The 14,542-nt window shown below is 72.2% G+C and carries 13 protein-coding genes; 9 read left to right on the top strand and 4 right to left on the bottom strand.

The window, feature by feature from the left end; translation table 11 throughout:
• Positions 1–88: 88 nt before the first annotated feature.
• The 4 genes from NW895_RS10265 (at position 89) to NW895_RS10250 (ending at position 3,918) form a co-directional block, all read left to right on the top strand.
• Entirely contained in the window at positions 89–802 is a 714-nt protein-coding gene (locus tag NW895_RS10265; RefSeq protein ID WP_289935083.1) for a hemolysin III family protein, read from the top strand.
• 147 nt (positions 803–949) lie between these two features.
• Positions 950–2,524, top strand: coding sequence for a DHA2 family efflux MFS transporter permease subunit (locus tag NW895_RS10260; protein ID WP_289935082.1), 1,575 nt, complete (start codon positions 950–952; stop codon positions 2,522–2,524).
• Between the two features lie 5 nt (positions 2,525–2,529).
• Positions 2,530–3,159: a TetR family transcriptional regulator gene (locus tag NW895_RS10255; RefSeq protein WP_289935081.1), complete on the top strand. Its 630-nt coding sequence runs from the start codon at positions 2,530–2,532 to the stop codon at positions 3,157–3,159.
• A 33-nt stretch (positions 3,160–3,192) separates the two neighbouring features.
• Complete coding sequence (locus tag NW895_RS10250; protein ID WP_289935080.1) at positions 3,193–3,918, top strand: Mut7-C RNAse domain-containing protein; 726 nt, start codon at positions 3,193–3,195, stop codon at positions 3,916–3,918.
• A gap of 13 nt (positions 3,919–3,931) precedes the next feature.
• Here the strand turns inward: NW895_RS10250 and NW895_RS10245 are convergent, their stop codons facing one another.
• On the bottom strand, positions 3,932–5,962 hold the full coding sequence (locus NW895_RS10245) for a thioredoxin domain-containing protein (protein ID WP_289935079.1): 2,031 nt from the start codon (positions 5,960–5,962) through the stop codon (positions 3,932–3,934).
• A 160-nt stretch (positions 5,963–6,122) separates the two neighbouring features.
• Here NW895_RS10245 and NW895_RS10240 point away from each other — a divergent pair, with 160 nt between their 5' ends.
• A complete protein-coding gene (locus NW895_RS10240; RefSeq protein WP_289935078.1) occupies positions 6,123–9,326 on the top strand; it encodes a tetratricopeptide repeat protein in 3,204 nt (1,067 codons plus the stop codon).
• A 273-nt stretch (positions 9,327–9,599) separates the two neighbouring features.
• On the opposite strand, the gene NW895_RS10235 is transcribed toward NW895_RS10240, so the two are convergent.
• Positions 9,600–9,860, bottom strand: a complete 261-nt coding sequence (locus NW895_RS10235; protein ID WP_289935077.1) for a hypothetical protein — start codon at positions 9,858–9,860, stop codon at positions 9,600–9,602.
• Positions 9,853–10,737: a mycothiol conjugate amidase Mca gene (gene mca / locus NW895_RS10230; protein WP_289935076.1), complete on the bottom strand. Its 885-nt coding sequence runs from the start codon at positions 10,735–10,737 to the stop codon at positions 9,853–9,855. The genes NW895_RS10235 and mca overlap by 8 nt, the downstream gene beginning before the upstream one ends.
• A 149-nt stretch (positions 10,738–10,886) precedes the next feature.
• Here mca and NW895_RS10225 point away from each other — a divergent pair, with 149 nt between their 5' ends.
• Both NW895_RS10225 and greA read left to right on the top strand, forming a co-directional pair.
• Positions 10,887–11,285, top strand: coding sequence for a DUF4307 domain-containing protein (locus NW895_RS10225; RefSeq protein WP_289935075.1), 399 nt, complete (start codon positions 10,887–10,889; stop codon positions 11,283–11,285).
• A 193-nt stretch (positions 11,286–11,478) separates the two neighbouring features.
• The gene (gene greA / locus NW895_RS10220; protein WP_289935074.1) at positions 11,479–11,976 is read left to right on the top strand and encodes a transcription elongation factor GreA; all 498 of its coding nucleotides are present in this window, start codon (positions 11,479–11,481) and stop codon (positions 11,974–11,976) included.
• A 77-nt stretch (positions 11,977–12,053) separates the two neighbouring features.
• Here the strand turns inward: greA and ilvA are convergent, their stop codons facing one another.
• Positions 12,054–13,283: a threonine ammonia-lyase gene (gene ilvA, locus NW895_RS10215; protein WP_289935073.1), complete on the bottom strand. Its 1,230-nt coding sequence runs from the start codon at positions 13,281–13,283 to the stop codon at positions 12,054–12,056.
• A 162-nt stretch (positions 13,284–13,445) separates the two neighbouring features.
• Here ilvA and NW895_RS10210 point away from each other — a divergent pair, with 162 nt between their 5' ends.
• Together NW895_RS10210 and NW895_RS10205 are read left to right on the top strand one after the other, a co-directional pair.
• Entirely contained in the window at positions 13,446–13,952 is a 507-nt protein-coding gene (locus NW895_RS10210; protein ID WP_289935512.1) for a MarR family transcriptional regulator, read from the top strand.
• A gap of 83 nt (positions 13,953–14,035) precedes the next feature.
• Positions 14,036–14,539 (top strand): sigma factor-like helix-turn-helix DNA-binding protein, encoded by a 504-nt coding sequence (locus tag NW895_RS10205; protein ID WP_289935072.1) that lies wholly within the window; start codon positions 14,036–14,038, stop codon positions 14,537–14,539.
• Positions 14,540–14,542 lie beyond the last annotated feature (3 nt).

Here is a 14,542-nt window from a genome sequence, read left to right as displayed (position 1 = left end):
GTACCCCCGTGAGACGATGACCACTCTTGCGTCGATCGGCTGGTCGTACTGACCCGTAACTTACGGTCCCGTAGGTACGATTTCCCGCATGACTGCGCCTGCCTCCGACGCGCCCCGGGACACGCCGGCCGCCGACCGCGGTCCCACCGCGCTTCACCTGCCGCATCCGGTCAAGCCCAAGCTCCGTGGCTGGCTTCACCTTGGCATGTTCCCGACTGTGCTGGTCGCCGGCCTGGTGCTCACCGCCCTCGCCAGTTCGACGAGAGGGCGCATCGCCTGCGGTATCTACGCCCTGACGGCCTGCCTGCTGTTCGGCGTGAGCGCGCTGTACCACCGGGGTGACTGGAGCCCGCGCATGGACCGCATCCTGCGCCGGCTCGACCACGCGAACATCTTCCTGATCATCGCGGGTACGTACACGCCGCTGACCCTGCTGCTCCTGCCGGGCGCCAAGGGCCAGTGGCTGCTGTGGGGGATCTGGGGCGCGGCGGCCGCAGGCATCGTCTTCCGTGTCTTCTGGGTCGGCGCCCCGCGCTGGCTCTACACCCCCTGCTACATCGCCATGGGCTGGGCCGCCGTCTTCTACCTCCCCGACTTCATGCGGACCGGCGGCATAGCCGTGCTGGTCCTGGTGATCGTGGGCGGTGTGCTCTACAGCGCGGGCGGGGTGGTCTACGGGATCAAGCGGCCCAACCCGTCACCGCGCTGGTTCGGCTTCCACGAGGTGTTCCACTCCCTCACGCTGGCCGCCTTCATCGCGCACTACGTCGGGATCTCCCTGGTGGCGTACCAGCACGCGTAGCCCCGCTCGCTCTCCCCGCAGAGGCCACGGCTGAAGAAGCCGTGGCCTTTTTGCGCGCCCGGACGGGGCGCGGGTGCCCGGATCGGCCACCACATGCCCGGTTCGGGCGATTGACACCACCTCTCTTTTGAGAGTTACTCTCATATTATGGTTACTGTCACGCAAGTGGAAGCAGCGCGGCGCGATCCCCGCCGCTGGTGGGCCCTCGGCGCCCTGGTCGCGAGCATGCTGGTGCTCGGCTTCGACATGACGATCCTCAACGTGGCGCTGCCGACGATGGCCGAACAGCTCGGCGCCACCACCGGCGAGCAGCAGTGGATGGCGGACGCGTACGTCGTCGTCTTCGCGGCGCTGATGCTCCCGGCGGGGCTGGTCGGCGACCGGTTCGGGCGGCGGCTGATGCTGATCACCGGACTCGGGATCTTCCTCGTGGGTTCCGTGGTCGGTGCCCTGGCGGCCGACGTGGACGCGGTCGTCGCGGCCCGTGCGGTGATGGGCGTCGGCGGGGCGCTCGTCACCCCGCTCTCGCTGTCGGTGCTGCCCTCGCTCTTCGGGCCCGACGAGCGTTCCAGGGCGGTCGGTGTCATCGCCGCCGCCTCGGCGCTCGGCATGCCGCTCGGCCCGATCATCGGCGGCTGGCTGCTGGACCACTTCTGGTGGGGCTCGGTCTTCCTCGTCAACGTGCCGATGGCCGCGATCGGCGTCGTCGCCTGTGTGCTCCTGCTGCCCGAGACCCGCGACCCCGCCTCCCCCCGGGTCGACGCCGTCTCGACCGTGCTCACGGCGGCCGGGCTCGGCGCGCTGATCTACGCCATCATCGAGGCACCGAACCACGGCTGGGGCGACCCGCTGATCCTGGGCGTGCTCGGCGGCGGCCTGGTACTGATCGCCGCGCTGGTACTGCGCGAACGGCGGGCGGAACGTCCCATGCTCGACATGGCGCTGCTCGCCCAGCGCGGCTTCCTGGTGAACGCGCTCGCGGCGACCCTGGTGATGTTCGTCCTGGCCGGCCTGCTGTTCGTGCTGCCGCCGTATCTCCAGGCCGTCCTCGGTCACGACGCCTTCGGCACCGGCCTCAGGCTGCTGCCGATGATGGGCGGACTGATGCTCGCCGCCAAGGCCGCGCAGCCGATCGTCGCCCGCTTCGGTGCGCGGGCCGTGGTGAGCACGGGCCTGGTGGTGCTGGCTCTCGCCGCGTTCCTCGGCAGCCGTACGACGGTCGGCTCCGGCTATGGCTTCACCGCGCTGTGGCTGTCGGTCGCCTCAGTGGGCTTCGGCTTCTCGGTCGTCCCGGCGATGGACGGTGCCCTCGCCGCCCTCCCCCGCGACCGCGCCGGCAGCGGCTCCGGGCTGCTGATGACGCTGCGCCAGGTCGGCGGCGCGATCGGCATCGCCCTGCTGGGCAGCCTGCTCGCGGAAGCCTTCCGCGACCGGCTCGACGTGGCCCGGCTGCCCGGCCCGGCGGCGGACCTCGCCGGGGAGTCGGTGGTCGCGGCCCACATGGTCGCCGAGCAGGCGGGCGTGGCCCGGTTGATCATGTCCGCGGACAGCGCGTACGTCCACGGCATGGACGTCGTCCTGCTCGTCTCCGGGGTGGTGTCGCTGGCCGCCGCGCTGCTGGCGGGGGCGTTCCTGCCGGGCAGGCCGGCCGAGGGCTCCGCCGCGGTCCCCGGCTCCCGCTCCCCGGACATGGTCGCCGTGCGGGCCGATGCCCGACAATGACCTTCATGACCCCCGCACGCACCTCTCCCCCCACCGGCCGTCCCCCGCTGGGACTTCGTGAGCGGAAGAAGATCAAGACCCGGGCGGCGATCCGCGAAGCGACGTACGCGCTGATCGACGAGCAGGGATACGACGCCACGACGATCGAGCAGATCGCCGACCGCGCCGAGGTGTCGCCGTCCACGGTCTTCCGCTACTTCCCGACGAAGGAGGACATCGTGCTCACGGACGAGTACGACGCCGTCCTGCTGGAGGAGCTGCGCGCCCGGCCCGCGGACGAGCCGTGGACGGACTCGGTGCGGTACGTGATGCGGAAGGCCATCGGCATCGGAGCCGCCGAGGAGCCCGAGGTCACGCGGCTGCGGTCGCGGCTGATGGCCGAGGTGCCCGCGGTGCGCGGCCGGATGATGGAGAGCATGTCGGAGACCGGTCGCATGCTCGGCCGGGCCGTCGCCGAACGCACCGGGCTGGCACCGGAGAGCCTGGAGGTGCGGGTCTTCACCATGTCCCTGATCGGCGGACTGATGGAAGCCTCCCTGTACTGGGCGGAGAACGGCCACCGGGAGGACCTCCAGGACCTCGTCGACCGTGCGCTGAACGTCATGGAGTACGGCCTCGCCCCGGACAACAGCTGAGGCCACGGCCCTCCCCCATGTCATCCTGACCGGGTGAACGGTCCCGAGATCCACGTCGAGTTCGCCCCCGAACTGCATCTGTTCGTCCCGCAGGCACGGCGGACGGGCGCCACCCGGGTCAGCACCGACGGCGTCTCCACGCTCGGCCACGTCGTCGAGTCCCTCGGTGTCCCGCTGACCGAGGTCGGTGCGCTGGTGGTGGACGGCCGCGAGGTGCCTCCCGCGCATGTGCCGGCCGCGGACGAGACCGTGCGGGTGAGGGCGGTCGAGCGGCCCCAGAAGGTGCCGGGTGCTCCGCTGCGTTTCCTTCTCGACGTGCACCTCGGCACGCTGGCCCGCCGCCTGAGGCTGCTCGGGGTGGACACCGCGTACGAGTCGACGGACATCGGCGACCCGGCGCTCGCCGCACGGTCGGCGGCCGAGAAGCGGGTCATGCTCAGCCGCGACCGGGGCCTGCTGCGCCGCCGCGAGCTGTGGGCGGGCGCCTACGTCTACAGCACCCGCCCCGACGACCAACTCCGCGACGTCCTGGACCGCTTCGCACCCGAGCTGCGCCCCTGGACGCGCTGCACCGCCTGCAACGGCCTGCTGAGGGAGGCCACCAAGGCGGAGGTGGCGGACCAGCTGAAGCACGGCACACAGCGGTCGTACGACGTGTTCGCCCAGTGCACCGCCTGCGGCCGCGCGTACTGGAAGGGCGCACACCACGACAAGCTGGTGGCGATCGTGGAGCGCGCCCTGACGGAGTTCCCTTCCTGAGGCTCCCCGGGCCTCACCCGCCCAGCTTCGCCCTGAGTCCCGCCTCGTCCGTCACCGGCATGTCGCACACGAACCGGCGGCAGACGTACGCCGCAGGGCGGTCGTCGATCAGGGTGCGGTCGGTGAGCAGGGGGAACTCGTCGCTGTCCACGGTGCCGTAGGCGACCACGGCTCCGGGCGCGGGGGCGAGGAGTGCCGTGCGGTGCAGGGCCTTCGCCGTCGGGTCGTCCGGCGCCGGGCCCACGACGGCCACCTCGCGCGGGCCGTCGAGGAGGGCCTCGGCCACGGCGAGCCCCCAGCCGATGAAGCGCGGGACGCGCGGGCCCAGCGCCTTCACGACGCCCAGCGCCCGCTCGGCGGCGGTGCGGTGCGGCTCGGACCCGGTGTGGGCGGCATAGCCGAGCAGGGCCCCCGCGGCGGCGGTCCAGCCGGACGGGGTCGCGTTGTCGGTGGGGTCCTGGGGACGGCGGATCAGCTGCTCGGCGTCGGCGGCGGTGTCGTAGAGGGCACCGGAGTCGTCGGCGAAGCGGGTGAGGACGTGGTCGAGCAGGAGCCCGGCGAAGTCCAGCCAGACGCCCTCACCGGTGACGGACGCCAGCGCGAGGAAGCCCTCGGCGACATCGGCGTAGTCCTCCAGCACCCCGGCGTTGGCCCCGGCCTGCCCGTCCTTGCTGGTGCGGGAGAGACGGCCCTGGTCGTCCAGGTGCAGCCGGACGAGGAGGTCGGCGGCGGCGACGGCCGCGTCGACGAGGTCCGGGCGGTCGAAGTAGGCGCCGGTCTCGGCGAGCGCGGCGATCGCGAGGCCGTTCCAGGCGGCGACCACCTTGTCGTCGCGGCCGGGGGCGGGCCGCTGGGACCGCCGCTCCAGGAGGCGCTCCCTGATGGACGCGACCTTCTCGGCGTCGAACAGGCCGTCCTGCTGCGGGAGCTGGAGGACGGACGAGCCGTGCTCGAAGGTGCCCTCCTCGGTGACACCGAAGTGCCGGGCGGCGAGTGGGGCGTCCTCGGGGCCGAGGGCTTCCGTCAGCTGCTCGGGCGTCCACACGTAGTACGCGCCCTCGACGTGCTTCCCGGTGCCGTCGTCGCTGTCGGCGTCGAGGGCGGAGGCGAATCCGCCCTGCTCCGTGCCGAGTTCCCGCACCATGAAGTCGGCGGTCTCCAGGGCGACCCGGCGGGCGAGCTCGGACCCGGTGGACCGCCACAGGTGGGCGTAGACACGGCACAGCAGGGCGTTGTCGTACAGCATCTTCTCGAAGTGCGGCACGACCCAGTCGCGGTCCACGGAGTAGCGGGCGAAACCACCGCCGAGCTGGTCGTAGATGCCGCCGCGGGCCATGCGTTCGCAGGTGTCCTGCGCCATCTGCAGCGCGCCCTCGGCGCCGGTGCGGGCATGGTGCCGCAGCAGGAACTCCAGCACCATCGACGGCGGGAACTTCGGCGCCCGGCCGAAACCGCCGCGCTGCTGGTCGTACTCGCGGGTCAGCCCGAGCAGCGCCTGCGCCAGCTCCTCCTCCCCCGGCACCTCGGTGCCGCCGAAGGAGATCTCCCGCCCGGCCAGGTCCCGCACGATCTTCCCGGCGACCTCGGTGACCTCCTCCCGCCGGTCGGCCCAGGCCGCGCGCACGCCCTCCAGCACCTGGCGGAAGGACGGCATGCCGTGCCGGGGCGCGGGCGGGAAGTACGTGCCGAAGTAGAAGGGCTCGGCGTCCGGCGTCAGGAACACGGTCATGGGCCAGCCGCCCTGCCCGGTCGCCGCCTGCACGGCCTCCATGTACACGGCGTCCACGTCGGGACGCTCCTCGCGGTCGACCTTGACGCTGACGTAGTGCGCGTTGAGGTAGTCGGCGGTCTCCCGGTCCTCGAAGGACTCGTGTGCCATCACGTGACACCAGTGGCAACTTGAGTAACCGACGCTCAGCAGCACGGGCACATTCCGCTTCCGCGCCTCCTCGAAGGCCTCGGCCGACCAGGGCCACCAGTCGACGGGGTTGTCGGCGTGCTGAAAGAGGTACGGGGACGTCTCGTGCGCCAGTCGGTTCGGCATGGTGTCCATCCTGCCCCAGTACCCGAACGGACGCCGGACAGCACACAGCCGCGTGGTGCTCCGGCCCTCTCCCCATGGTCTCTCCTCCGCAGCACACTTGACCGGCGCGGGACCGGGGAAGGACACCGGGAAAGCTGTGACCGCCGGAGGGGGACATGACATGCGGGACAGTCATCGGGCGGATGCCGAGCGGCTGCTGGTGCGGGCCGTGGAGGAAGAGGTACGGCGCTCGGGCGGGCGCGTGGACGGCAAGGTCCTGCTGTCGCGGGCGCGCGGCGCGCTGGACGCGATGGCGGGCACGGCCGCCGAGGAGTACGAGGCCTACACCCGCGCCCTCGACGAGGCGCAGGCCGGGCAGCTCACCTTCGGCCAGCGCTACGCCCGGGAGGGCGCCGGAACGCCCCTGCTGGTGGCGGCCGTCGCGGCGGTCGCGACCGCCGTCGCCGACCTCGCGCTCGGCACCGGCACCGGGACGGCGCTGACCGCGGGCGTCGCGGTGGGGGCCGTGGCCGCCGCGGCGACGGTCGTGAAGGTCGTGGGCTCGCATCTGCCGGCCGCGCACCACCGCGCGGGCGCGGCGAGCCAGCCGGGCGGCCCCGAGCAGCTGCGGCTGCAGTGGCTGACCGCGCTGGAGGTGCGCGGGATCCGGCCCTTCCTGGACCAGCAGCGGGTGCTGAGCGCGTCCACCGGCCCGAAGAAGACGGGACCGAAGCTGCGCGGCGCCGACAAGAGCGCGGCGGCGCGTGGCCGGACCGTACTGGAGCAGTCGTTCGCCCAGCTCCCGGAACCGGCGGGTCCGTTCGCGGGCCGGCGGCAGGAGATGGCGCGGATCCGGCAGTGGGTGCAGGCCGCCCGCGCGAGTACGGAGACACAGCCGACGGTCGTGGTCCTGCACGGGGCGCCCGGCAGCGGCCGTACGACCCTCGCGGTGCGCGCCGCCCACGACCTGAAGGACCACTTCCGCGGCGCGTGCGTCGTCGACCTGCGCGGCGACAGCCCCGAGGAGCCGCCGCTGCCCACCCGCGACGCCCTCCTCCACCTGCTGAACCGTCTCGGCGCCCCCCGCGAGCAACTCCTCTTCCGCGAGCGCTCCTCCCCCGACCAGCAGGTCAGACGGCTGAGCGAGCTGTACCACCAGCATCTGACGGGCCTGCCGGTCACGGTCGTCCTCGACGGGGCCTCGGACCCGGAGCAGGTCCGCACGCTCGTCCCCGAGCGCTCGGACAGCCTGGTCCTGGTCACGGCCCGGACCCCCCTCGACCTGGGGGCGGACCTGCCGGCCCGGGTGCACCACCTCCCGGTCGAGCCGCTGGACGCGGCGGGCGCGGAGGAGCTGCTGGGCGCCGCCGCGCAGGACTCCTCGGGCCCGTACGACGCCGAGTCCGCCGACCGGATCAGGCAGTTGTGCGGCGGTCTGCCGCTGGCGCTGCGCGTGGCGGGGTCGTCCCTGGGCCCGCGTTCCCCGCGCGCACTGGCCACGGACCTGGGCGCCTACGGGCCGGTCGAGCCGGTCGAGCGAGCCCTCTGGCTCCGCTACACCGACCAGCCGGAGACGGTACGGCGCCTGCTGCGCCGTCTGGCGCTGGCGGGCCGTGCCTCCCTCGGAGCGGCAGCGGCGGCCGCGCTCCTGGCCACGGACGAGCCGGAGGCCACCCGTCACCTGCTGGCCCTGTCCAGAGCGGGGCTGATCGACCACGTCCGCGGCAGCCGTTACCGCCTCCACGACGTGGTCCGCGCCTTCGCCCAGGCCCGCCTGCACGACGAGGAGGAACCGCAGGAGCGCGCGGCCGCGCAGGAACGGCTCATCGTGAACTACGCCGACCTGGCCGACTCGGTGCTGCGCCTGGTCGACGGCAACATGTCGACCCGCTCGGACCGCTTCAGCCCGCACGGCTTCACCTCCCCCGACGAGGCGCTGCGCTGGCTGGACGACGAGTCGAGCTCCATCACGGCGGCACTGCGCCACGCCGAGGGCGTCGACCAGGCCGCCGTCCTGAACCTGCTCGGCGCCCTGTGCGACTACTGCCTGCTGCGCGGCGACCTCTACCGCCTGGGCGAGATCAGCGAGCTGGCGCAGGCCGTCGACGAGGGCCTGCTGATCCGCTCGGTGCAGTGGCGCACGGGCATCGCGGCCCGGCAGCTGGGCGAGCTGGACAAGGCCCGTACGACTCTGACGTCGGTCGTCGACCTCTACCGGGAGGCCCAGCACGACGCGGGCGCCGCCCGGGCCCTGTGCTCGCTCGGCATCACGCTGCACCACCAGGGCAACCTCACCGAGGCGGCGGCGAAGCTGAGGGAGGCGCTGGACCTGCAGGCCGCTCCCGAGCTGGCGACGGACCGGGCGTGGACGCTGCACGCCCTGGCGGCGGTGCAGCGGGACCGGGCCCACCTGGCCGAGGCGTTCGACCTGCTCACCGAGTCCCTCGTCCTGCACCGCGCGGGCGAGTCCGTCCACGGCCAGGCCTGGGCCCACTTCCAGCTCGGCCAGCTGGGCCTGCGCATGGGCGACGTCCCCCGCGCGGAGACCGAGCTGCGTACGGCCCTCGACCTGTACGGCCGCACCCAGGACGCCCGCGGCGAGGCCTGGGCCCTGACCCAGCTGGCCCGGGCCCGCCTGGTCGCGGGTGACGCTTCCCCCGCCGCCGAGGAACTGCGCCGGGCGGCGGCCCGGCACCGCGACAACGAGGACGCGCGCGGCGAGGCCTGGACGATCTACTACCTGGGCCAGGCCCTGGAGGAGACCGGCGACCTGGACCAGGCGGTGCGCGTGCTGGAACGGTCTCGCACGATGTTCTCCCGCATGCGCGACGTCTACGGCCTGGCCTGCGCACGCCACCATTCGGCCCGCGCGACACGTGACCAGCGCGCGGCGCAGACCGGCTCGTTGCGCAACTCCGGCTTCGCACGGCAGCTGCTCGTCGACGCGCGTGCCGACTTCCAGCGCATCGGCGTGGCGCACGGAGAGGCCTGGACCTGCCTGGAGCTCGCGGTGGTGGACGCGGGCAACGCCCGTACCCAACAGGCGCTGGCGCTGTGCGACGAGGCGGGGGGCCTGTTCGCGTCGTACGGCGACCGGCGGGGCGAGGACTGGGCCCGCTTCCTGCGCTGCACGCTGCTGCCGTACGCGGCTCCCGGGGGCGTGGAGGTGGGAACGGCGGTGGCACAGGAGGAGCTGGCCCAACTGGGCCGGGCGAGGCATGCGTTGCGGGACGAGAAGCTGGACGACTGCGTGGAGGCGTACCGGTTGCTGCTGGAGCGGGGGGTGACCCTGGAGGCCGGGTGGCAGGCGTGGCGCCTGGGGATGGTGCCGAACCGGCATGCCCGGGAGGTGATGGGGGTGGCGGTCCCGGCGGCACAGCGGTGACGACACGCGTTCCGCGATCCGGGCATGTGACCGGGTCACCGCGCACCGTGATGGCGCCGAGGCCACGCGGGGCGGCCCGAGGAGCCCGTCACGCTGGGCCGGAGCACGCCGGAGCCGCCGGAGCGGCCGTTCACCGTGGACTCGATGCGGGCCGTCGCAGATGGCGGCGCCGCGCGACGCCCACTCCGACCCTCTGGGCCCGGAGACGGCGCAGCTGCCGCTGTCCCTCGCCGACCACGGCCGGTGAGGGACGGGCAGACCGGCGCCGCGCTGTCAGCCCTGCTGCGGCTCGACCCGGCCGGAGGCCTTGGTGTCGCCCTTGCCGGAGCCGCCGGCGTCGTCCTGCGGCGTCTCCTCGAAGTCGACCTTGCCCATGTGCCGGTTCATGGACTTCATCAGGCCCCACACCGCCAGTGCCATCACCGCGAAGACGATGAAACCGAGGACGCCGGGGGTGACCTTGTCCTCGTCGACCTCGGCGAGGGTGACGAGGTGTGTCATTGCCAGGCTTGCGCTTGCGCTCATGTCAGGCATTGTCGCGGATGCCCGCGAAGAGGTCGTCCTCGGGGAGGGAGGTGTCCACGAGGGACTTGGCGAGCTCGTACTCCTCCGTGGGCCAGACCTCCTTCTGGATCTCCATCGGCACCCGGAACCAGCCGCCGTCGGGATCGATCTGCGTGGCGTGCGCGATCAGCGCCTTGTCACGGATCTCGAAGAAGTCGGCGCACGGGATGTGCGTGGTGAGCGTGCGCTCCGCCTTGAGGCCGAACTCGGCCCAGCGCTTGAGCCACTCCCCGTACGGCGACTCCAGGCCGCGGTCCAGCAGCGCCTGGTGCAGCGCCTCGGTGCGGGGGCGGTTGAAGCCCTGGTTGTAGTAGAGCTTCAGCGGCTGGTACGCCGGGCCGAACTCCTCCTCCGGGTACTTCTCGGTGTCCGCCGCGCCCTCGAACGCCACCATCGAGATCTTGTGGGTCATGATGTGGTCGGGGTGCGGGTAGCCGCCGTTCTCGTCGTACGTCGTGATCACCTGCGGGCGGAACGAGCGGATCTTCTTCACCAGCTCGCCGGCCGCCTTGTCGACGTCCTCCAGGGCGAAGCAGCCCTCGGGGAGCGGCGGCAGCGGGTCGCCCTCGGGCAGGCCCGAGTCGACGAAGCCCAGCCACTCCTGCTTGACGCCGAGGATCTCGCGGGCCTCGTCCATCTCCTTCTTGCGTACCTCGTGGATGTGCTCCTCGATGTACTTGTCGCCCTGCAGCTTCGGATTGAGGATGGAACCGCGCTCCCCGCCCGTGCAGGTCACGACCAGCACGTCCACCCCCTCGGACACGTACTTCGCCATGGTGGCCGCGCCCTTGCTCGACTCGTCGTCGGGGTGGGCGTGGACGGCCATCAGTCGCAGCTGGTCAGTCAAGACTCAATCCTCAAGTGAGTAGGCGCCCCTGTGTCGGTCGGCGCAATCGGCGCCTTCTATAGTGACCGAATCGGGGGGCGAATAATTCCGGAGCCGGACTCCGGGGTCCCTTTCGGGACATCCGTTCGGCCCCTGCCGAGAGGACGATCATGAGCACGGTGAGCACGCGGACGCCCGAGGGCCGTTACGGCCGCTCCTCGGACGAGCGCGCGGACCGCACCCTCAAGGTCGTCGGCGCCGTGCTCGCGGTGGCGCTGCTCGGAGTGATCGGCTACTTCGGGTACCACCACGTCGGCCAGAACAAGATCAGCGGCGAGGTGATCAGCTTCGACACCTCGAAGAACGCGGTGAAGATCCACCTGGACATCCGCAAGGACGCCGGCGTCAGCGGTTACTGCACCCTGCGCTCCCAGGCGGAGGACGGCTCCGAGGTCGGCCGGGCCGACTTCCGCTTCGGCGGGGACGCCACGCACATCGACAAGGTCGTCACGCTCCGTACGAAGGCCCCGGGCACCACGGGGGAGCTGCTCGGCTGCCACGCCGACTGAGTCCCAGGGCCCGGTGCCGCACCGGTGTCGCCCGCAATACGTAGCCCCTCACCTGCGCTGACGTGATTCTGGTGGCTTATGTCCTCCCCCTTCCGCCACTGAATTGTTAGGCTCGTGGTTTCGCCCATCCGTGAAGGAACATGCTTCTGGGTAGGGCGATGCTTTGTATTCCCAGTACCTACGAGGAGCACCTGTGACCCAGACCAGCGAGAACGTCACCTGGCTGACCCAGGAGGCGTACAACAAGCTCAAGGCTGAGCTTGAGTACCTTACTGGTCCCGCGCGTGCGGAGATCTCCGCGAAGATCGCGGCCGCGCGCGAGGAGGGCGACCTGCGTGAGAACGGCGGGTACCACGCGGCCAAGGAGGAGCAGGGCAAGCAGGAGCTCCGTGTGCGCCAGCTGACCCAGCTCCTGGAGAACGCCAAGGTCGGTGAGCCGCCGGCCGCGAACGGTGCGGTGGCGCCCGGCATGGTCGTGACCATCGCCTTCGACGGTGACGAGGACGACACGCTGACCTTCCTGCTCGCCTCCCGCGAGTACGCGAGCGCGGAGATCGAGACCTACTCCCCGCAGTCCCCGCTGGGCACCGGCGTCATCGGCCACAAGGTCGGCGAGGACGCGGAGTACGAGCTGCCGAACGGCAAGAAGGCCTCGGTGAAGATCCTGAAGGCCGAGCCGTACGACGGCTGATCCGCCTGCCGTCTGTCTGACCGGCCCCCGGCTCGGCGTGCACCGCCGGACGCCGGGGGCCTCGTCATACGGTCGCCTCAGTCCATGATCGTGTAGCCCGCGTCCCGCAGGGCCTGGCCGACCTCGGCGCAGTGCGCCGGGCCCTTCGTCTCCAGGTGCAGCTCGACCTCCGCCTCCGCGAGCCCGAGCCGTGGATCGGTTCGGACGTGGCTCACGTCGAGGACGTTGGCGTCGACCACCGACAACACCCCGAGAAGCGTCGCGAGCGCGCCCGGCCGGTCCGTCAGCCGCAGCCGGACAGCCAGGTAGCGGCCCTGCGCGGCCATGCCGTGCCGCAGCACGCGCTGCATCAGCACCGGGTCGACATTGCCGCCGGACAGCACCGCGACGACCGGGCCCTCGAAAGCCCCGGGCTCGCTCAGCAGCGCCGCGACCGGGCTCGCCCCGGCCGGTTCGACCACCAGCTTGGCGCGCTCCAGGCACAACAGCAGCGCGGTGGACAGCTCGTCCTCGGTGACCGTGCGGACCTCGTCCACCAGAGTGCCGACGATCCCGAACGGAACGTCGCCGGGCCGGCCGACCTTGATGCCGTCGGCCATCGTCGCCGGATTCTCGATCGCGACGGGCATCCCGGCCGCCAGCGAGGGCGGATACGCCGCCGCGCCCTGCGCCTGCACGCCCACGATCCGCACTTCGGGCCGCAGCGCCTTCACCGCGACCGCGATCCCGGCCGCCAGCCCTCCCCCGCCGATACCGACCACGACGGTGCGCACCTCGGGGCACTGCTCCAGGATCTCCAGGCCGACCGTGCCCTGACCCGCGATGATGTCGGGATGGTCGAAGGGGTGGATGAACACCGCGCCCGTCTCGGCCGCGTACTCCTGCGCGGCGGCCAGCGTCTCGTCGACCACCTGGCCGTGCAGGCGCACCTCCGCGCCGTAGTCCCGGGTGGCGCTGATCTTCGGCAGCGGGGCGCCCTTCGGCATGAACACCGTGGAGTGGACGCCGAGCAGCGAGGACGCGAGGGCGACCCCCTGCGCGTGGTTGCCGGCGCTCGCGGCGACCACGCCGGCGGCCCGCTCCTCGGGCAGCAGCCCGGCGATACGGACGTACGCGCCGCGCAGCTTGAACGAGCCGGTCCGCTGGAGGTTCTCGCACTTCAGGTGCACCGGCGCGCCGATCAGCTGGGACAGATGCCTGCTGCCCTCCATCGCCGTCACCCGCGCCACGCCCGACAGCATCTTCTGGGCGCCACGCACGTCGTCGAGGGTGACGGGCCGCAAGGAGTCAGCCGTGCTGTAGCTCATGACTCAAGCATCGCAGTTCACAGGCGGGAACGACCGCGGTGACCAACCTCCGAGACCGGATTGCGCAGCCCTGGTACGACCTGCCTCCCAGCCGCGTACCCTGTCCCCCAACCATGCAGCCCTCCACGAAGTGAGCCCCCGGCCATGCCCACTACACCTGAAATGTCGATGGACATGACGACCGTCGGTGACACCGGTCTTCTCGACACGCTGCAGCACGAGGTGGCGGTGTTCGCACGCCGTGCCGAACAGACCCGGCTCGGCGGGGTCGGGCAGGTGCGCAACTCCATGGACCGCGCCGCTTATCTGCTGCTCAACCGCCTCGACAAAGAGGGCCCGATGGGCGTCAAGGCGCTCGCCGCGAGCATGGGGATCGACTCGTCGACGGTCACCCGTCAGGTGGCGCCGCTCGTCGACACCGGGCTCGTCAAGCGCACCTCGCACCCCGAGGACGGGCGGGCGGTGGTGCTCCAGCTGTCCCCGCGCGGCCTGTCGCGGCTGGAGGAGGTGCGCTCCTCCCGGCGTCAGTTGATGGCCGAGCTGACACAGGACTGGGCCCCGGAAGAGCGCGAGGCGTTCTGCAGCCTCCTCACGCGCTTCAACAGCGCCCTGTCCGCCCGTATGACGGCCCAGGGCGTACCGGGCCCGGAGGCGCAGCCGGCCTCCTGACCCTTGACCTCCGGGGCACCTCCGGCCTCATATGAGACCGGGTCCCAGTCGTACACGGTTTCGGCCCCGAGGGGGGAGGCACGGTGCGACGACGTCAGGCGTTCCAGAGCGCCCGCCGCGCCCGGGAGTTCCAGGCGTTCGTCGCCGGCGCGGCGGGGCGGCTGCTGCATGCCGCCACGCTGCTCACGGCCGAGGCGCCGGAGGACAACCCGCGCGCGCGGCGGCTGCTGACGCTGGCCCTCGCCCACACGTACGCGTGCTGGGACCGGCTGCGCGGCGAGGACCCGTACGACCGCGCCCGCCAGTATCTGGCCGGCCGCTTCGCGCGCGAGTCCTGGCACCGGTACGGCGGCTTCGGCCGGGCCCGCCCCCACCCGGCGAGCCCGCTGGCCCGGCTCAGCCCGCAGGAACGCCTGATCCTGGTCCTCAGGCTGTACGAGGGCGTCGCCGAGGAGCAGGCGGCCGCGCTGCTGGGCCTGCCGAAGGAACGCGTCCGGGCGATCTGCGACCGGGCGACATCGACTCTGCTGCATCCGCCGCGCGGGCCGGCACCGGCGGTGGCGGGGGCCGAGGTGGCGGCGTCGTGAGGC

The organism is Streptomyces sp. S.PNR 29 (assembly GCF_030386795.1).
Classification (GTDB): Bacteria; Actinomycetota; Actinomycetes; order Streptomycetales; family Streptomycetaceae; genus Streptomyces.
Note: the sequence above shows the minus strand (reverse complement) of the source record. Positions and strands in the feature narration are given on the sequence as shown.

Bases quoted from the DNA above. Each gene is read 5' to 3' on its own strand.
- NW895_RS10265 (WP_289935083.1), top strand. From the start codon at position 89: ATGACTGCGCCTGCCTCCGACGCGCCCCGGGACACGCCGGCCGCCGAC.
- NW895_RS10260 (WP_289935082.1), top strand. From the start codon at position 950: ATGGTTACTGTCACGCAAGTGGAAGCAGCGCGGCGCGATCCCCGCCGC.
- NW895_RS10255 (WP_289935081.1), top strand. From the start codon at position 2,530: ATGACCCCCGCACGCACCTCTCCCCCCACCGGCCGTCCCCCGCTGGGA.
- NW895_RS10245 (WP_289935079.1), bottom strand. From the start codon at position 5,962: ATGCCGAACCGACTGGCGCACGAGACGTCCCCGTACCTCTTTCAGCAC.
- NW895_RS10240 (WP_289935078.1), top strand. From the start codon at position 6,123: ATGCGGGACAGTCATCGGGCGGATGCCGAGCGGCTGCTGGTGCGGGCC.
- NW895_RS10235 (WP_289935077.1), bottom strand. From the start codon at position 9,860: ATGCCTGACATGAGCGCAAGCGCAAGCCTGGCAATGACACACCTCGTC.
- NW895_RS10225 (WP_289935075.1), top strand. From the start codon at position 10,887: ATGAGCACGGTGAGCACGCGGACGCCCGAGGGCCGTTACGGCCGCTCC.
- ilvA (WP_289935073.1), bottom strand. From the start codon at position 13,283: ATGAGCTACAGCACGGCTGACTCCTTGCGGCCCGTCACCCTCGACGAC.
- NW895_RS10210 (WP_289935512.1), top strand. From the start codon at position 13,446: ATGTCGATGGACATGACGACCGTCGGTGACACCGGTCTTCTCGACACG.